General features: G+C 43.1%; 15 protein-coding genes. 9 read left to right on the top strand and 6 right to left on the bottom strand.

Annotated features, from left to right (window positions below):
- Positions 1–285 precede the first annotated feature (285 nt).
- Together AB4274_RS03055 and AB4274_RS03050 are read left to right on the top strand one after the other, a co-directional pair.
- A complete protein-coding gene (locus AB4274_RS03055) occupies positions 286–1,683 on the top strand; it encodes an FUSC family protein (RefSeq protein WP_372074740.1) in 1,398 nt (465 codons plus the stop codon).
- Positions 1,684–1,723: 40 nt separating this feature from the next.
- Positions 1,724–2,263 (top strand): isochorismatase family cysteine hydrolase, encoded by a 540-nt coding sequence (locus AB4274_RS03050; protein ID WP_017060533.1) that lies wholly within the window; start codon positions 1,724–1,726, stop codon positions 2,261–2,263.
- 125 nt (positions 2,264–2,388) lie between these two features.
- Here AB4274_RS03050 and gltX read toward each other — a convergent pair whose 3' ends face one another.
- Positions 2,389–3,816 (bottom strand): glutamate--tRNA ligase, encoded by a 1,428-nt coding sequence (gene gltX, locus AB4274_RS03045; RefSeq protein ID WP_372110947.1) that lies wholly within the window; start codon positions 3,814–3,816, stop codon positions 2,389–2,391.
- 301 nt (positions 3,817–4,117) lie between these two features.
- Here gltX and AB4274_RS03040 point away from each other — a divergent pair, with 301 nt between their 5' ends.
- A complete protein-coding gene (locus tag AB4274_RS03040) occupies positions 4,118–6,913 on the top strand; it encodes a copper-translocating P-type ATPase (RefSeq protein WP_372110945.1) in 2,796 nt (931 codons plus the stop codon).
- A complete protein-coding gene (locus AB4274_RS03035; RefSeq protein WP_372110942.1) occupies positions 6,903–7,343 on the top strand; it encodes a DUF411 domain-containing protein in 441 nt (146 codons plus the stop codon). Before AB4274_RS03040 ends, AB4274_RS03035 begins: the two co-directional genes overlap by 11 nt.
- Before the next feature lie 261 nt (positions 7,344–7,604).
- On the opposite strand, the gene AB4274_RS03030 is transcribed toward AB4274_RS03035, so the two are convergent.
- Together AB4274_RS03030 and AB4274_RS03025 are read right to left on the bottom strand one after the other, a co-directional pair.
- On the bottom strand, positions 7,605–8,318 hold the full coding sequence (locus AB4274_RS03030) for an oligogalacturonate-specific porin KdgM family protein (protein ID WP_105059144.1): 714 nt from the start codon (positions 8,316–8,318) through the stop codon (positions 7,605–7,607).
- A 533-nt stretch (positions 8,319–8,851) separates the two neighbouring features.
- Entirely contained in the window at positions 8,852–11,503 is a 2,652-nt protein-coding gene (locus AB4274_RS03025) for a beta-N-acetylhexosaminidase (RefSeq protein WP_372110939.1), read from the bottom strand.
- 404 nt (positions 11,504–11,907) lie between these two features.
- On the opposite strand from AB4274_RS03025, the gene AB4274_RS03020 reads away from it, so the two are divergent.
- Complete coding sequence (locus AB4274_RS03020) at positions 11,908–12,786, top strand: TraB/GumN family protein (RefSeq protein ID WP_029235194.1); 879 nt, start codon at positions 11,908–11,910, stop codon at positions 12,784–12,786.
- Between the two features lie 131 nt (positions 12,787–12,917).
- Positions 12,918–13,340 (top strand): hypothetical protein, encoded by a 423-nt coding sequence (locus AB4274_RS03015; protein ID WP_102321503.1) that lies wholly within the window; start codon positions 12,918–12,920, stop codon positions 13,338–13,340.
- A gap of 84 nt (positions 13,341–13,424) precedes the next feature.
- Here AB4274_RS03015 and AB4274_RS03010 read toward each other — a convergent pair whose 3' ends face one another.
- Genes AB4274_RS03010 through AB4274_RS03000 form a run of 3 tightly spaced genes read right to left on the bottom strand, consistent with a single transcriptional unit; the run spans position 13,425 to position 15,175 of the window.
- Positions 13,425–14,261: a CsgG/HfaB family protein gene (locus AB4274_RS03010; RefSeq protein ID WP_050646260.1), complete on the bottom strand. Its 837-nt coding sequence runs from the start codon at positions 14,259–14,261 to the stop codon at positions 13,425–13,427.
- Positions 14,262–14,277: 16 nt separating this feature from the next.
- Positions 14,278–14,688 (bottom strand): curli assembly protein CsgF, encoded by a 411-nt coding sequence (locus AB4274_RS03005; RefSeq protein WP_372110936.1) that lies wholly within the window; start codon positions 14,686–14,688, stop codon positions 14,278–14,280.
- A gap of 10 nt (positions 14,689–14,698) precedes the next feature.
- On the bottom strand, positions 14,699–15,175 hold the full coding sequence (locus tag AB4274_RS03000; RefSeq protein WP_017064155.1) for a curli production assembly/transport protein CsgE: 477 nt from the start codon (positions 15,173–15,175) through the stop codon (positions 14,699–14,701).
- Positions 15,176–15,488: 313 nt separating this feature from the next.
- Between AB4274_RS03000 and AB4274_RS02995 the strand changes: the two genes are divergently transcribed.
- From AB4274_RS02995 to AB4274_RS02985, 3 genes are all read left to right on the top strand, one after another.
- Positions 15,489–16,100: a hypothetical protein gene (locus AB4274_RS02995; protein ID WP_017064156.1), complete on the top strand. Its 612-nt coding sequence runs from the start codon at positions 15,489–15,491 to the stop codon at positions 16,098–16,100.
- Positions 16,101–16,185: 85 nt separating this feature from the next.
- A complete protein-coding gene (locus AB4274_RS02990; protein ID WP_102428680.1) occupies positions 16,186–17,043 on the top strand; it encodes a curlin in 858 nt (285 codons plus the stop codon).
- A gap of 494 nt (positions 17,044–17,537) precedes the next feature.
- Positions 17,538–18,206 carry a LuxR C-terminal-related transcriptional regulator gene (locus AB4274_RS02985; RefSeq protein WP_372110934.1) on the top strand — a complete coding sequence of 223 codons (669 nt, stop codon included), beginning with the start codon at positions 17,538–17,540 and terminating at the stop codon, positions 18,204–18,206.
- Positions 18,207–18,281: the final 75 nt, after the last annotated feature.

Here is an 18,281-nt window from a genome sequence, read left to right as displayed (position 1 = left end):
CGGAAAGCCGCGATGAACCTAAAATAATCGGAACAACTAGCCAGCTTAGAAGAACGATAAACCTGATGTTCTATCGCTATTAACTATTAGAAGATCTATCGATCATTATCAGCATCGAACAATATCGTATAAGTAGAGTGACTGATCGCCCCCCTTCCCCTGAATGTTAAACGATGCAATAGAGTTGCTATATTTGATGGATCAAGGCCTTCAAACTAGAGTTTAGGCTGACCAAAAGATCAGGCAATATCCTCGTATTCGATCCCTCTGCCGCTAAACCCCACTATGCTACTCATTATAAAGTCACTGAGCACTCCAGCCAAGAATGCCATAAAGGTTGCCCTAGCATTTTGTTTAGCTATCTACCTTGCGTTGTATTTTAACCTTGAGAAGCCTTACTGGGCGGCTATCGTGGTCAATATATTGGCCATCACTGATACTATTACTGCTGGCAAGAAAAAAGGCATTCTCAGATTGTTGGGGACGCTTTGTGGCGCGTTTGTCGGGCTTTGGTTAATCGCTGTTTTTGGGCAAGATCGATATTATTTTTTAGCAAACATCGCACTGTTACTCGCAATTTGTATATACATGGGTTCCGATCCGGTCATCGGCTATGCTTACATTACGGCATTTATTGTCTGCATCCTGCTGGCGATATCTGGCAGCTTTGATGGTGTAGCTACATTTAATATTGCGGTACTAAGGCTGCAAGAAACCCTGCTTGGCTTCGTGGTCTATACGACCATCTATAGCGTGGTTTGGCCTGAGGATGATGACACACGCTTTAACAACGAAGTCAGTGTTGTTTTAGAGGCGATGTCTACCCTCATTCATTCACTCGCTTACAATGACTCAGCGCAGCGTTTCCAGTTACACACGAGCTGCGAGTTAAATATTGAAAGCCCGACCTTCAAAGCGCTGAACGATCTGATGCGCCTGCCCGATTTGCATGGCCGTATGCCTGCCAGAAAGCAGTGGAAGCATCAACAGCAAACTCAAGCAATCTGGGTTGCCAAACAGTTACTGCAAAACGCCCATGATCAAGGGGTTGATCACAATGATTTTTCGATACTTAACCAGGCTATGGCTTTTATTGAAGCATCATCGGTTAATGTCGATTACAAGCCCCCTTTTCCAGAGACAGTCAAACAATTCTACCAGGGTAACTTTAAGAAAAAGCGCTTATTTGCCCGATTACTTGACAACAGCCAGCAACGATTAAGCAATACGTTAGTCGGCACAATGAGCTTCATCTCAGCAATTCTAGTCTGGATATATCTACCAATATCATCGGGAAGTCTGTTCATCATTAACAGTGCCATTTGCGCCTTGATATTAAGCAACATGCCTAGGCAAATGATAAAGCACTGGACCATTGGCTACTTAGCCTTTGGGTCACTGTTCCTCATTCAGTATGTTCTGCTGTTACCTTCGATGACCGAAGTATGGCAATTAATGGCATTTTACTTTGTTAATGTCTTTACGGTGTATCGCCTGTTCGCTGGTAATCAGTGGATGGTCTATCGAGTTCTCGGGGGCAACCTATTAGTAATGATTACCATGAGCGCAACGCAACTTGTGCCTGTTTATGACGTCACTACCCCTTTGAACCTACTCATTTATATGATGGTTGCACTGGCTTTCATCCGCTTTTACACCCGCTTAATACACCGTAAAAGTTAACCACTATAACCTCACACAAAGACCACTAAGGCATAAAGTAATGAAAATGAGTAAATGCTCTGCGCTTGTCGTTATCGACCTGCAACAAGGTATCGTTGATCAATTACCGGAAACCGTGTCCCGACCGATCATAGAGAATAGCCTTGCTCTCTGCGATGCATTTGATGATGCTGATTTACCCGTAATTATTGTTAATGTAGCCGGTCGTCCACAAGGCCGAACGGAACTGCAAAATAAAGCGGCTCAGCCTGACGCATCAAAGATCGTATGGGGAGAGGTCATCGAAAGCCTGCGCCTAAACCCTAATTATCGCTATCTAACCAAATATTCCTGGGGTGCATTTACCAACACAGATTTGCAGAAGCAGCTTTGTGAGCAAGGTATTACGGATATTTATCTGACCGGGGTAGCAACAAGTATTGGGGTCGAATCAACGGCTAGACAAGCATTTGAACTGGGTTATAACGTGGTGATTGTCGAAGATGCGATTGCAGATATGAACCCGATGAACCACCAGCACAGCTGCCAAAATATATTCCCAAAACTCAGTGTTTTAGCAAAAGCTCAAGACTTGCTATAACTGTCTCGTCCTAAAATACGTTGACCGTATTTTCATTAAACAATAAAAAGCCGACAGCGAATTAAGCTGTCGGCTGATGATCGTTCTATCTCAAGTACATTCTATCTCAAACAAGAGAAATAGGATTAAGCGTTAGCTTCACGCTCAGCGATGAACTCAAGAGCCATCTTGATACGAGCGATTACGCGCTCTTTACCAACAAGCTCCATCACAGCATCAACAGAAGGAGACTGACCACCGCCTGTTACTGCTACACGAAGTGGCATACCGATTTTACCCATGCCGATCTCTAGCTCTTCACATACAGCTGCAATTACACCATCTTTGATGTTTGCAGTAGTGAAATCTTCAAGTGCTTCAACCTTAGCAAGAGCAAGCTCTAGTGGGCCTTTAGCAACACCACGTAGGTGCTTCTTCGCTGCACCAGCTTCAAACTCAGAGAAATCTTCGTAGAAGTAACGAGATTGCTCAGCAAGTTCGATAAGCGTGTTACAACGCTCGCCAACTAGCTTGATCACTTCAGTGATAGCTGGGCCATTTGTTGTATCGATCTTCTGTGCGTCTAGGTGCCATTGCAGGTATTTAGCAACGTACTCAGGCTCAGAAGTCTTGATGTAGTGGTTGTTCAACCAAAGTAGCTTATCAGTGTTGAATGCAGAAGCAGACTTGCTGATAGCCTTCAGGCTGAAGAATTCAATCATCTCTTCTTGAGAGAAGATCTCTTGGTCACCGTGAGACCAGCCTAAACGAACTAGGTAGTTGTTTAGTGCATTTGGTAGGTAACCTTCGTCGCGGTATTGCATTACAGAAACAGCACCGTGACGCTTAGAAAGTTTCGCACCGTCATCACCAAGAATCATTGCACAGTGAGCGAAAGTTGGAACTGGCGCGCCTAGTGCTTCATAGATGTTGATTTGACGAGGTGTGTTGTTGATGTGGTCTTCACCACGAACAACGTGTGTAATACCCATATCCCAGTCATCCACTACAACTACGAAGTTGTATGTTGGTGCACCGTCTGTACGACGAATGATTAGGTCATCAAGTTGGCTGTTCGCGATTTCAATGCGACCACGGATTTGGTCATCAAATACTACGCTGCCTTCTTTAGGGTTACGGAAACGGATAACGCATGCATCACCTTCTTTTGCTGCTTCGTTTGCTGCAATAATTTTAGGGTGGTTAGCATCGTAACGAGCCATCTCTTTGTTTTCTTCTTGCTCTGCACGAATTTCATCAAGCAGTTCTTTAGACGCGTAGCATTTGAATGCTTTGTCTTCAGCAAGTAGCTTATCAACCATTTCGTTGTAACGGTCAAAACGCTTAGATTGGTAGTAAGGACCTCCATCCCATTCCATACCCATCCATTGCATGCCTTCTAGAATTGCATCAACCGCTTCTTGAGAGTTACGCTCAAGGTCTGTGTCTTCGATACGTAGAACGAATTCACCGCCTTGGTTTTTAGCGAATAGCCAAGAGTAAAGTGCAGTACGTGCACCACCAACGTGAAGATAGCCAGTTGGGCTAGGAGCAAAACGAGTTTTAACCGTCATTTAAATACCTTGATTATGTAGGTGATTCTTTTAGTGCTCGCCATTACAAAGCCTGTAACAGAAAAATATCACTAAATTTTGGGCGCTATTTTATCACCACCGCTTAAATCTACAATCAGTAGTGAATGATTAATGCACTGTTGTTGTACGAAAGCCGTTATTGAAAGGCCAATTACGCCCTTAAAGTCGTAAATAGATAGTCTTAACAAGTAGATTATAGCCGCACATTCTTTATTCCCCTCTCTCATTCCCAAATTGAATCCACTAGCTAATGCACCACTAAGATCAAATTCTTGAATTTATGTTTGACCTTACCCTTACGGGAAGGTTTATGTTAGGCGTAGATGAGAATTGGAGTATCGATATGAACCACTACACAACCGCGCTCAACGGCTTAAATTGCATGGGTTGTGCGAAGAAAGTCCGCACCCTGTTTGCTGATCTCGACAACACGACGATCAATGATATATCGCCGACCTACATCGATATTTCGACTCCATTTAATTACGTTCAACTCAACGAACAGTTAGCAACGCTTGGCTATTCTATGGGTAATCAGCTGCACCTTTCGCTATCCGGTCTGAGTTGCGGCAAGTGTGTGAGCAAACTGACTAAAGCGCTTGAACAAACTGAGCAAGCCTTAAACCTAGAAGTCAGCAAACAGGAATTATCACTGGTTACTCTGCTTTCTGAGTCTGAGGTGATTAAGCTGGTCGAAAGCCTGGGTTACCACGCAGCTCCCTACTCAGAAACGAATGACCTTTCATCGAGTTCAGATTTAGAAGACGAACAAGCAGATAAAAAGAGTGAAGATAAAACCGCAGCTAGCCAATATACCTATCACCTTGTTCTTGAGGGGATGACTTGTGCGAGTTGTGTCTCTTCGGTAGAGAAAGCACTGAAAAAGAATGAGTTTGTCGACCAAGCTCAGATCAACCTTGCCGAACAAACTGCCTTGGTTTTCACCTCTCAAACAAGAGACATCATTGAAAACGCTCTAATAGAATCGGTGAAAGCTGCTGGTTATGGCGCTGAGTTTGTCGACGATGCAGCGACTCAACAGCAAGAACAGCAACTTCGTACTCAACAAGCCTTCCTTAGAAACTCAGTAAGCGCGTTGGTAATCGGTGCGCCGCTGATGGCATGGGGTGTGTTCGGTGGCAGCATGACCATTGCCACATTTAACGATCAACTGGCTTGGGGCTTGGTTGGTGTCGTTTGTTTGATACTGCTTGCTACCTCAGGTCGTAGCTTCTTCACCAATGCTTGGCAGTCTCTCATGCATAAGCGCGCGACCATGGATACCTTAGTCGCTCTAGGTACAGGCGCAGCATGGTTCTATTCAATGTTGGTTGTGCTCATTCCATCGTGGTTCCCTGAAGCTTCTCGCCACGTCTACTTTGAGGCGAGCGCGATGATCATTGGCCTTATTTCTTTGGGTCACTACATCGAGGCCAAAGCCAAAGCGCGTACCACAAAATCTTTACAGGCATTGATTAACTTACAGCCTCAAAAAGCGGTGGTTATTGTCGATGGCAAAGAACAAACCATCGCAGTAGAAGCGATTCAGGTAGGCATGCAGGTACGAGTAAAACCCGGAGAAAAAGTACCGGTTGATGGTGTCGTAGTCTCAGGTGAATCTTATATCGATGAGTCGATGCTGACCGGTGAACCACTGCCCAACGTCAAAACAATAAATGATGGCGTTTCTGCGGGCACTATTAATGGGGATGGTAGTTTAATTATTGAAGCGACTGGGATTGGATCAAGCACCATGCTGGCTCGGATCATTCAAATGGTTCGCCAAGCGCAAAGCAGTAAACCAGCAATCGCCAAGCTTGCCGATTCTATCTCAGCCGTTTTTGTTCCGGTTGTGGTCGCAATCGCAGCCGTTGCCGCCTTAGTTTGGTTCTTTGTTGGTCCGCAACCAAGTGCAAGTTACATGCTTGTCGTATCAACGACTGTGCTGATCATCGCTTGTCCGTGTGCTCTAGGCCTTGCGACGCCACTTTCTATTACAGTAGGTGTCGGCAAAGCGGCTGAGTTTGGCGTTCTGATCAAAGATGCTGATGTGTTGCAGTCAGCGAGCAAAATCGATGCTGTGGTATTTGATAAAACGGGTACCCTAACCCAAGGTAAACCAAGCGTTCAACAGGCCTTTTACCCTAATCTAACGGAACGGGAATTACTGGCTTACGCTTATTCCGTGGAAGTAGGATCTGAGCACCCACTCGCCAAAGCCGTTTGCCAATATGCCGAGAGCTTGGAAGTTTCAGTACTCCCACACAGCGAATTTGAAAACCAACGAGGGCTTGGGGTTCAAGCAACAATTAACGGCAAGAAAGTGCAAGTTGGCTCGCTTAAGTACCTCACCCAATTAGGTATCAATACAGAGGTTGGCGCGGATTTCATCGAGCTTTGCCGCTCGCAAGCGTGGACGCCTATTTTCATTGCGATTGACCAAAAACTGGAAGGCATATTGGGCATTTCAGACGCGTTAAAAATAGATAGCAAACAGGCGATAGCTCAACTAAAATCCGCCGGAATTCACACTGTGCTATTAACGGGCGACAACGACTCTGTAGCTCAAGCGATAGGTAAAAACGTCGGTATCGACGAAGTGATTTCAGAAGTGCTTCCAGAGCAGAAAGCTCAACACATTGTTCAGCTGCAACAGCAATATAAGAGTGTTGCCATGGTCGGAGACGGTATTAACGACGCGCCTGCACTTGCTCAAGCAGATATAGGCATAGCAATGGGCAGTGGCAGTGATGTCGCGATTGAAAGTGCGCAAATGACGCTACTCAACTCATCGCCATTATCAGTAAGCAACGCGATCGAGCTATCTCAAGCGACCGTGAGAAACATGAAGCAAAACCTGTTTGGTGCCTTTATCTATAATTCACTTGGTATTCCAATTGCGGCTGGTGTGCTCTACCCATTCTTTGGATTTTTACTTAGCCCTGTCGTTGCAGGCGCTGCGATGGCGATGTCATCAATCACCGTAGTCAGCAATGCCAACAGATTAAGACTGTTCAAACCCACTCATTCTAATATCAACAAAAACCATATTCATGAGGTTAACCATGATTCGTAAAATTATGACTCTTACTGCACTCGCTGCAATCTCAGGACAAGCTTTAGCTACTGATGTTCTAAACCACAAATCTCCATACTGCGGCTGCTGCACAGAATGGACAGAACATATGCGAGATGCTGGGTTCGATGTTACTGAGAAGCTCCACGATGATATGAACCCAATCAAGCAGAAGCTAGGGGTAACACAGGAGTTAGCCTCTTGCCACACTGCAGAGATCGGCGGTTACGTATTTGAAGGACACATTCCAGCAGATGACATTAAAGCCTTTCTAGAAAACCCACCACGTAATGCGATTGGTTTAGCGGTTCCGAGTATGCCAATGGGTTCGCCAGGCATGGAATATGGCGATAAGAAAGACGAGTATTCTGTGTATGCGTTTAATGAAAAAGGTCAGGTGTTTGAATACCGTCACTACAACGGGAAATAGAACCTAAACAGACCAACACACAGCAATAAAAAGAAGTCATAAAAATAGAGCCTAGCATTCAGTAAACCCAAGACTGTGGTTTACTTGCTAGGCTCTTTGCTTTTGGACAGTAAAGCAAATCTTGTCGCGGCACCAACCGGGCTGTTAGTACCGCTATGTTCCCCTCGCTAATTAGCTAGCAAGCTATTTAGCAAAAAGCTATTTAGCGAAGAAGCTCACTCGGCTAATAATCTAATAGACTAAGCAACCAAGCGAATCAGCTTAGAAGCCGTAAGAAGCACCGAATACGAATGCGTTGTTCTGCTTAGAAGCACCGTTTGCGAAATCTACGCCGTTAGCTTGGCTACGGAACTCAAAGTAAGGTTGAACACCTTGACGAGTCCATGTTGCACGTAGCTCGTGGTCCATCGCTTCAGCGTCAATCATGTAAACGTTGTTGTAGCTAAGTGCTAGGTCTTCATTCACTGTGTAAGCAATGCGGTTATCCATGCGGTAGTCTGTATCAGCATCAGCAGAAGTATCATCGATGTGAGCACGAGTACGGTTGCTAATCGAGATACCGTTATCGAAGTTGTAACCGATCTTAACTAATGGACGGAATTGAATGCTCTCACCCGCAGAGAATACATGTTGGTAACCCGCCGCAACCCATAGGTTGTCAGTGATATTGAACGCTTGCTCACCACCAACCGTGATGAATGCGTTCGCTTGACCAGTCGTTGGCAAGCCACCAGTTTCAGCAGCAGTTAGTCCTTCAAGCTCACCCAGTTGGATGCCGTCAAACTCAGTGTAAACCGTGAAGCCGCCTAGAGAGTTGTCAAACGTGTGGCCAGCTTCTAGCGTAGAAGTCATGTCAGAACCGTGGATACGGCCGTCATCGTGAATTTGGATGTTACCTGTTACGTAAGAAGAACCAGCAAAAGCACTAGAAGCGAAAGCAAGAGAAAGAGCACTTAGAGCGATAATTTTTTTCATAGTAAACTGCCTTAGTTTGATTTTTTCAGCGGCATATCTTCGGTATATCATTCACCTTCACCGCTTGAGTAATTGGTCGCCTCCCTGGCATGAAATCTATGTTGCTCGAATTAATTTGCGTTTCAAAATAAAAGGAGCAGCAGAGTGATCCCTCTCACTATCAAAAAAAGACAAGTTATTTAAAACTTTAAAATCAACAACTTAAAAACATAAAAATTGATAAAAAACTCAAGATGGAAAAATATACAGATCGGGATCACGTTATTTCACGAAGAAAAATTAGATTTAGATAGTTGAATCACATCTGATTTAGAGTTTTTTACAGGGGACTTATTTTTTGAAGAGAATAATGAGAAGCGCGTCACTTTTGGTATTAAAGTCACCTTATGTGCATTGTTGACGATATAAACAAAGAAGATTTCTATATGTTTCAGCTTTGGATATGCACCTAATTCGCAGTAAACAAAAAGAGCTCCCGTTTTATCTTGAATAAGATAAAGGCCAGGAGCTCTTCTACTAATAGTGCTTATCGATTATTTAACTGAGGTCACTCGACTTACTTTCTCACCACTTTCTGAAATAGAGCGGATGTAAGTCTCACCAGAAACTGATGGACGTTGTTGCTCATCGTATGTTAACCAGTTTTCGCCATCAGCAGAGTATTGCAGCTCTACACCTGGGAATTGAACGTTCATCGCTAGCTTACCGTCAACAACCTTCGCACCTGGAACTGGTAGTCGGTAATCAATACCCGCTTTTTCTAGCTTAGCTAGCTCACGTTGACCAAGAATATTCGCGAAGCGATTAAAGTCGCTGTTCAACGCTTGCTTATTCACTAAGTTAGTTTCTTGAGAGTATTCAACACCAACCTTGTAGTCGTTTTCCCACTCAGCTCGGTGCCATGCACGCTCTGCTGCTGCCAATACGCGAGGGAACACCATGTATTCATATTGCTCGTCGGTACGTACTGTTTCTGACCAAAGTTGAGCTGACAGACCGTAGAAAGGTTTCGCTTCAACCTGACCTTTACCTGAGAAACCATTACCATCACGGTCTAATGATGTTTCTGCGTTTTGTGGCATGTTTTCTGGTGCGAAACCAAACATCTTACGAGTATCGGTTGCACGTGTTGCCCAGTAGTAACCGCGCTCAGCTGCATCAACTTCGTATGGCATATCCATGTATACGTAGTCTGGGTTAGAAACAATTACGTCATACCCTTTTGCTGACCAGTCGTATACAGATGACGTACCGCCCCAGTAAAGAACGTCCCAGAAGTTCACGCGTGTACTTTCGGTCGCAAATGCTTCCTCGCCTTCGCTGTATTTCAGACCATCTTGCCATGCTTGGAAATGAGGAATACCCTTCTCAGCAACAATCTTAGAAACCTGTTCTGCGAAGTGGCTTGGTAAATGACCGAAATCGCTTACAGTACCATCAGCGATCAATGACTGACATTGTGGTGATTGTTGGAACGGCTTATCTTGCTTAGACAAATCGATGTTGCCTTTCCAAGCCACTTTATCTTCTGCATTAATATCTTGTAAGCCTGCGCCTAACTTGATGTTTTTCGCTTCATCGCCGCCGAAGTGCCAAGTCGTTAGCGGTACGCCCGCTTCTTGGTGCATTGCCGCCACTTCAGAGATTACTTTATCGACGAAGTGAGTTGATGACTCCATACATGGGTTAATGAAGCTTTGCTTATCGTAGAACTGAACCGTGGTTACATTCGATGTATCTTGCGGATCCATCAAGCGGTATTCGTTCGCTTCTGCTTCTTTGCCTTCCGCCATGAGACGAGTGTAACGCGCTTCCATTGATACCACAGCTGAACGAGCGTGTGCTGGCATATCAATTTCAGGGATAACTTCGATGCTGCGCGCTTTAGCGTAGCTTAGGATCTCGACGTAATCCGCTTTACTAAAGAAACCAGAGCCAAAGTTGTCTGTTGTTGGACCAGAACCTAGCTGAGGCAGTAAGCAGCTTTGTTCATCCAAATCAAAACAACGATTAGACCCTACATCCGTTAGCTCTGGTAAACCTGGAATTTCTAAACGCCAACCTTCATCATCCGTTAGGTGAAGGTGCAGTTTATTCATCTTGTATGCCGCCATTTGATCTAGCGTTGCTAGGATGGCATCTTTTGAGTGGAAGTTTCGAGCAACGTCCACCATCACACCACGATAATCAAAGCGCGGCGCATCTTTAATTGACAGTTGTGGTAATGATTCAGCGTTCTGACTATCTATTAGGCCAAAAATAGACTGAACTGCGTAGAAAGCACCCGTTTTATCAAACGCTTTAATTGCAATCCCCTCTTCCGAGATGCTTAGTTCATAAGCGCCAGATTTCGCTAAATCACCCGTAAACTGAGTAGGAACAACAGCGACACTCACAGGTAGGTCGCCACTCACATCTACGTTTACCACATCTGCACGTTCTTCAATTGCTGCGAATTGCTCAGCGTCGAATGCGTCTTTAGGTAGGGCAATACCACCAGCAATGCTAACTGAACCTTCACCGGCTTCTACCGACATTGGCGTTGGTAGTAAAGTAGTTGATACGTCTTGCGTTGCTAGATCAGCATTCTTTTCAAAACGCGTCACCGCTGTCGCCATTACGTTATTATCATCAGGCGTACGCTTAAGGTTATTACCCTCTAGACCAGTTACGAACGATGCAACATCTTCTGTATTCAATGATGCAATCATCTTAGGTTCTGCGTTTGGCGCCGTCACGAATGCACCTGGCATAAAGTCAGTTTCAAACAGTTGCCAGTATTCACTCGTTAACGGAAGAACCACTTCTTCACCAGCCGCAAAGCCGTCAAATTTTTCAGTAGGTTCTAGCTTGTGAAGGTCACCAGTAACGCGAGTGATCTTAAATTGCTCATTATCAACATCTAAAATAAGACGAATACTGTGGAAGTAGATGCTCCAATCTTTAGAGTCAATCGCTTCACCGTCATTGGTTAGCGTCATGTTCACTTTATTACATGACGCCCATTCAGCACCTAGGTCCTGACAAGCCAAGCCTTCATTCGCACCATGATTAGTTAGAATTTCGTACTGAACATCAAGATTATCAGCCAGTGCATTCACTACTTTTTGTTCTGGTGCTTGCGTTACTGCACAACCTGTTAGGCCAGCCAATACCGCTACAGATAGTAAGTTTCTCTTCAACATCGTATTCACCCATAAATTAAAAATTGAGTAAGAAGCAAAATGGAGCGCTTCGAAAGTTAGATAAACTATATGGGCTTATTTTTTACCGTGAATTAAATCGAGCTAATAAAGTGATCGGCTTCAAATCTCAAAAATATTGATAAATTTAATTTAAATAAAATCATCAAGTTACAAGCAACGGCACTTCCGTCATTTTAATTTTGACGTAAAATTTGAGAAATGAATCACAATCTTTTTTACCGATTTCATAAAATCGTGTCATTGGTAGTCAGAAAGGATTTAGAGTTTCAGCGTATTATTATACTTTTCGTACAAACAACGTGACATTGTTCTCAAAAAAAACCGTTAAAAAACACCGTCAAAATCGATTTTAACGAGTTTAATACTTCCTTAAGGAGCTCCCTTTGCGTCCACTCTGGTACATGGTTTTATTCGTTCTCGCTTTTTCAGCTAGGCAAGCGGTCGCCGAGCCCCTTTATTGGCAAGCACAAAAGGATGATCTGACACTCACTATCTTAGGTTCAGTGCACGTTGGAGACGAGAGTATGTACCCCCTTCCTTCGGCGATCACCGACGCGCTAAAAAACAGTGATGGCTTAATTATCGAAACGGATATCAGAAAGTCTGATGGCGTTGTATATCCCCGCAACAAACTCACGACTGCCGATGTACTCAATACAGAACAGCTGCAATTATTAACCGACATATCAAAATCATTGGGCATGCCGACGCAACAACTGCTTCGCTCACCGCCTTGGGCAACTTCTCTCTCCATACAAATGCAGCAGTTAAAAAACCTTGGTTATGGCTCCGCCAGCGGCGTTGATGCGACGCTAGCGAACAAAGCGACTACCCAAGATGTTCCGGTTATCAGTTTGGAGCCTCTGCAATTCCAAATAGACCTGATGACAAAACAAAAGGACGACGGTAAAGAGTGGTTAGTCAGTAGCCTTGAAGAATTTGACCAAACTGATCGCGTGGTTCATTGCCTGATTGAAAGCTGGAAAGCGGGTGATTTAGCGAAGCTGGAAGCCTTCTCAGAACTGTCAGAGATGTCGCCTGAACTTGAGAAAGCATTCTTAACCGATCGCAACATAGACTGGGCAAACAAACTATCCTCCAATGATTGGAAGCTTAAGACTAAAGGGAACTACATGATAGTAGTTGGTACCTTGCACCTAATTGGAGAAGGTAACCTTATACAGTTATTAGAAAAGAAAGGCTTCAGTGTCATTCAGCAATCACAAAGCCAATCAGCCCAATGTCAATTTGAGACTAGCTAAAAAAGCTAACGATGCTCAACCTCATTTTGTTTTCGTTATAAAAGCATTTCCTTAATAACAGAATCTTTACATTTAATAGCACCATTGCAGTGCTATTATCTTTCGCTCTTTTTACCTATGGCGTTGTTCTAATGAAACCAGTACTTTTTGCTTTCCCTTTAGCCCTCACGATGCTGATGCCCTCAATAGCCTCAGCCAAAGAAACATGCACCATCGAACAGTTTCAGGCGATAGACATACAACCGGATACCAAAGGCGGTGTATTAGATAAAGAAAGCGGACAGTTTTTGATTACAGAGAAACCACCGATGCGCTGCGCCAATATTACGTTCACAACATCTACAACACGAAACCGTATCGCAAGCCAAATGAACAACAATTTTGAAGCAAACTTTTACGACAACCAAACGGGAAGCTCTCACTCGGTGACGTTTGATGAAGATGAAATAAAGGCAGGTTACATTCGAATAGGCCCGAATAAGCCAGCGGAAGCGTATGTTTGTTTTGTTACCTCGGAAACACCGATAAAAGATATTACGTGTGATGTGAATTGATCATTGAGTTGCTTGAAGAAAAAAACAGGGCTAAGGGAAAGGTCCGTTTTCCGCATAGCCCTATTTTGCTGCTTACTCGGTAGCTTAAAGTATGTCTGTACTCGCTTCGGAATAACGTGCGATAATCGGATTTTCTAATGCATTCGGATCGCCCGGCGACCACATTCCACGCTTCATTCCTTTCACAATCAAATGAATCACCGCGGCATCAATAGCAGACATCACAGCAATATTGACCGGTTCATTTTGGCTATAGCCCATTTCAACTTCCAACAGTTCTTTGTAATCAACAAATCGAAATGCGCCGAACCCAATCTCGTGTGAAGAGATAGTTTTAGTGGTGGTGACACTCAATAGAACTTGCCCGGTTCTAACGTCAACCGCTCTTAAATTCACAGTGACTTGATCCGTTCTATATTGTCCAGAACCACCGATCCCAAGATACTTAGCACCCGCACCGCCTGTCACGATATTCGAGTCATAAGCCACAATCCCGCCTTCGATGACGATGTTAGCGGAACTCAAAGACGACAAGTCTGCCCCATGATTATTTACGACCTTATCTTTTTTCTGAGCCGCTCGAATGATCTTACGTTCAGTCAATAAGTTTTGGAGCCCTTCACGCTCCAGAGGTACAAACCACTGAGAGTCGATAAGTGCTGTCGTCAATAAAGACGTCCCACCCTGTGGCACTGCTGTGGAAAAGTTACTGTTTGGCTGAGGCTTGTATTGGCCTGTTTGATCTCTAAAGTCATAAACTGAGACCAATATTTTGCCGCGAGGCTGAGGTAGTGAGATGAGATCGGTATAAGTCGATCCTCTCGGCATCAGTTTTGGCGTTTCAGAAGTCTCTGGAATTTGCATAGAGTAAGTGCACCCTCCCAACACAAAGGTCAAGAAGACGATAATGATCGATTTCATAACACAATCCTTGTGATTAGAGGTCTGGGTTTAGTCCCGAAACACTGATTTCTGTTGATTCCCCTGTCGCTTTATCGACGATTTGAACCAACAAAGTCCCGGAATCATCCACAATATTCAGGAAAAAATCATCAGTTTCCAACTGCCCCGTGTTTCCATTACCCACGTCAGCAAGCAATTGGCTAATTAAACGGGACTCTAAACTAGACGCTAAACGATCTAAGGCTGATTCTTGCTCATCAAAGATATCCCTTGCACTTGGGTCTTCATAATCATTGATGGCATTAGCGTGATTAAAAAGGTGAGAGCTGTTTAAAGCATTTCCGCCAAAACTTGGGTTTACGGGCGTGTAAACTAACTCGCTCGAGTAAACCGAAGGCGAAGCGAGCAACACAATAAGCACAGCCTTTCTGAAACATATCGACATCCTTGGCTCCTTAAAATTCATCATGGTCTAGATCGTAAGTGTCCTGAAAGATCCGTTCCGCTTGCCATCGGATGATGTAATTCCCAACCACTCGTGTTGCATCGGCAGCGCGTTCTTTCGCTTGTCTACGACCAGGGGACAACGCCGTACGGAAGATCGGTTTTCTAGAGTGTTGAACCTCTATGATGCTTCCTGATAACGCCGTTGGCCTTTCTTTTACCGTCAAATTTTCCTTAAGGTCGGGATAACTATCATTGAGCGATTGCGAGAAGAAAAAATAGAAATCCTCTCCCAACCGCGTAATGGTTCTGTCCACAATGATTCCATCGACTTCACTGAAGTCATTGAATTTTTCCTTAAGATTATTTGTCGAGTCCTCAAGTTTTTGTCCATTTTCTAAAGGAGCAGCATTTTCAAGACCATGACTCTTTTCTTCTGCATGAAGAGCAAAGGAAAGCAGAGTTATTGTAAGCAGCTTGATTTTCATATGTGCTCCCATTCAAAGTCTATTTACAAAATGAGAATGTGATTCGTTGAAACTGAATAAAGCGTAATTCATGCTTACAGTGGCATATATAAACTTTCGAATTAATTACTGAAGGGAATTGATTAACTAAGGTTGGTAGGATTCGGTCAAATACTAATTAAATTTCATATGAACAACTAAATATTTTCAACTTTAAGTTTATAGCTGTTCGTAAATTCAAGGCCTAGGATTTCGATAAGACAAAGGTTCACTCATTCCCTACGCAGTTTATTTTCGTAGGGATCATAATCACGAACACTTTAAGGTAAAGATGATGGTAATTGGGAAAGCATCACTTATCAGCTTAACTTGTTTATATTTTTTATCAGGAGGTTTTAATAATGCTATCGCGTCAGATATAGAAGGGGATTTTTTACATAATGTTAATCAAGATATAGTCAATGATTATAATTATTTAGAAAGCTTCTCTTCTGGAGATTTAGATAATTATTCAGAATTAAATATATCTAATGCTACTGATTCAATAGCAATAATAAAGCAACGCAGTCCTGGTATTACCGCGAACAACAGAGCGAAGATAACGCAAAGCGGAAGTTCTAACTCCGCATACATTGGTCAAACAGGGCGCAATAATACCGCCTTAATAGACCAGAATGGTTCAAATAACGATGCCGCAATTGGGCAACTCGGAGTAAATTCTGAAGCGCTTATTTCCCAAGACGGGAATAACAATTTAGCAGTTATCGGACAAGCTAACTTCTCAAGACAGAGTAGTCAGCTGAGCATTGACCAAAAAGGCAATGGCAATACTGCTTATTTGGTTGGTTCTGGAAGAAGTAATTTAGGAATTTCTCAAGACGGCAACGACTTTGCTTTAGTGAAAGCGTCTAGCTCAATGAGAATTCACATCAATCAAGCCAATTAGCGCGCAGTATGGAAAGCTTGATTCACCGTTGCTTCTCGATGAAGTAACAACATAGTCGACATGGAAATGTATAAGGATACAACTTATGAAAGTTACACAAATTGGAATTATAGTCGGTGCTATTCTGGGCTTTAATGCAGCATACGCAGATAATTTACCTGCTCCTTTTCCAGCCTCTGAGCCAGCGTTGGGGACAATAGAAGGAACAACCGATCTTGGCATATCATCGACAGTAGCCGGTATTCAACCTTTAGCGATGGATAATACTGCCGTTTGGCAAATGGGCAGTGGCGATAATGCCAATGTCACCATTAACCAGAACACGTCTGGTGTTACTGATGGGCATGTTGCACTAGTTGACACACATGCTAGCTATAACTCTGACGTAGTGGTTCAACAAGATGGCAATCTCAATGAAGCTCACGTTAAGTTACGCTATGTAAACAACAACGCCTGGGTTGATCAAGATGGTGTTAGTAACCAAGCCCAAATTACAGTTCAACCTTATGGTCGAAGCAATGATTTACGAGTTACACAAGTGGGTAACGAGAACATCTCTGTCGTCAATGCTCTAGGTGGTGCTGACTACAATGAAGCTGATGTGAATGTCTCTGGTAACTCCAATACAACCTATACCGAGTTTAGTAACGCGAGTGTTGATAATAATGATGTAGACATCGATATCAGCGGCGATAATAACTATGTTCAAACGATAGTCAACACCGATGTTGGTGGTGGCGACGATAACTATGTCGATATCGATCTCGTGAGCAGTAGCGATAACCGAGTATTCACGTTACAAACAGGATCTCATTCAGATGCCATTGTTAGCTTAACAAACAGCAGTTCAAACCAATTTATGATTGAACAAACCTCTTATGATACTGCTCTCGTTTCAGGTAATGGCGCAAGTGGTAATGTCGGTATAATTTATCAGAATTAATATGATAAAGAGTGCATATATTAAAACGGCGTTGATCGCCGTTTTATTTATTTCTTTCCATTTTAATGGATTTTCTTCTGATTTAAATTCAGTACAGTGCCTGATAAAAAATAAAAGTCTTATTCTGACCATAAATAACAGTGTGGCATCTTCATTAACGTTGAGTACGAACACCAACTCTAATTTCAACCAGAATACGAATAGTGGTATTACAACGTTGATTATTAATATAAATCAGTTTCCTGCCACTATAAAACTTCACCCAAACAAGGGGATCTGGAAAATTCATAAAGACTGTACAATCAATAAAATAAAACCATAAATCTCGGTAATTCCCTCTTTCTACTTAAGTATTATTTTACCTTCGACAATACTATTAAATTAATTTCATAAATTTGATGAATAATTAGCTTTAAAAATTAGCAAAATAACAATACGTGCTTTAAACTAAAACACCTAAAGTTCAAGTAATGAGTTAAGAAAAGGAGTTCCACATGGCTAAACTGGAGGTTCATAACGCCATTTTACTTGCGGAGAACAATTTACAATCGATACTACTAAAAGAGTCTATAGAACAGAAAGTTAACCTGAACATAAAACTCATATCACCGGAAAGGCTCAGTGCTAAATCCCTAAAAAACGATGACTTAGTTCTGATTATTATTGATTTCCCGACAATGAGTAAGCAATACATTGAGAAATACCAGGAGCTCAGAGATGACGTAGCAAGTGATGTCCATGAAGTGCTACTCAATACACCAGGCGATTTCCCGCACTCTGAAATGCTTAAATGGCAGTATCTTGTCGGCATTTTTTATACGTCGGACACCCTTGAAAAGCTCGTGGCCGGCTTTAACTGCATTTTGCAAGGCGAGATGTGGATGAGCAGAAAGCTGATCTATAAATACATCCGTTTTTATAGAGACAGACAATGCGCCAAAACCAGCCCTCATTACCTCAAGCTGACCAAACGCGAGCAGCAGATCATTAAGTTACTCGGTGATGGAGCATCTAACACTCAGATAGCAGATACCCTCTATGTCAGTGAGAATACGGTCAAAGCACACCTTCACAACACGTTTAAAAAAATCAAGGTGAAGAATCGCTTACAAGCTTTGATCTGGGTTAAGAACAACGTTGCGACAAATGAGTTTGTCCAATAGACCTAACTCTCTGCCCTCAACCATAAACAGTCAATGCAGTTAGAATGTAGAAATCCCAAATACAAAAAAGCCGTA

The sequence above is a fragment of the Vibrio sp. 10N.261.55.A10 genome (genome assembly GCF_041470825.1).
Lineage (GTDB): Bacteria > Pseudomonadota > Gammaproteobacteria > Enterobacterales > Vibrionaceae > Vibrio > Vibrio crassostreae_C.
This window is presented reverse-complemented; position numbering and strand designations above follow the sequence as displayed.

Excerpts from the sequence above, each read along its gene's own strand:
- AB4274_RS03055 (WP_372074740.1), top strand. The coding sequence starts at position 286 with ATGCTACTCATTATAAAGTCACTGAGCACTCCAGCCAAGAATGCCATA.
- AB4274_RS03050 (WP_017060533.1), top strand. The coding sequence starts at position 1,724 with ATGAAAATGAGTAAATGCTCTGCGCTTGTCGTTATCGACCTGCAACAA.
- gltX (WP_372110947.1), bottom strand. The coding sequence starts at position 3,816 with ATGACGGTTAAAACTCGTTTTGCTCCTAGCCCAACTGGCTATCTTCAC.
- AB4274_RS03040 (WP_372110945.1), top strand. The coding sequence starts at position 4,118 with ATGTTTGACCTTACCCTTACGGGAAGGTTTATGTTAGGCGTAGATGAG.
- AB4274_RS03035 (WP_372110942.1), top strand. The coding sequence starts at position 6,903 with ATGATTCGTAAAATTATGACTCTTACTGCACTCGCTGCAATCTCAGGA.
- AB4274_RS03030 (WP_105059144.1), bottom strand. The coding sequence starts at position 8,318 with ATGAAAAAAATTATCGCTCTAAGTGCTCTTTCTCTTGCTTTCGCTTCT.
- AB4274_RS03025 (WP_372110939.1), bottom strand. The coding sequence starts at position 11,503 with ATGTTGAAGAGAAACTTACTATCTGTAGCGGTATTGGCTGGCCTAACA.
- AB4274_RS03015 (WP_102321503.1), top strand. The coding sequence starts at position 12,918 with ATGAAACCAGTACTTTTTGCTTTCCCTTTAGCCCTCACGATGCTGATG.
- AB4274_RS03010 (WP_050646260.1), bottom strand. The coding sequence starts at position 14,261 with ATGAAATCGATCATTATCGTCTTCTTGACCTTTGTGTTGGGAGGGTGC.
- AB4274_RS03005 (WP_372110936.1), bottom strand. The coding sequence starts at position 14,688 with ATGTCGATATGTTTCAGAAAGGCTGTGCTTATTGTGTTGCTCGCTTCG.
- AB4274_RS03000 (WP_017064155.1), bottom strand. The coding sequence starts at position 15,175 with ATGAAAATCAAGCTGCTTACAATAACTCTGCTTTCCTTTGCTCTTCAT.
- AB4274_RS02995 (WP_017064156.1), top strand. The coding sequence starts at position 15,489 with ATGGTAATTGGGAAAGCATCACTTATCAGCTTAACTTGTTTATATTTT.
- AB4274_RS02990 (WP_102428680.1), top strand. The coding sequence starts at position 16,186 with ATGAAAGTTACACAAATTGGAATTATAGTCGGTGCTATTCTGGGCTTT.
- AB4274_RS02985 (WP_372110934.1), top strand. The coding sequence starts at position 17,538 with ATGGCTAAACTGGAGGTTCATAACGCCATTTTACTTGCGGAGAACAAT.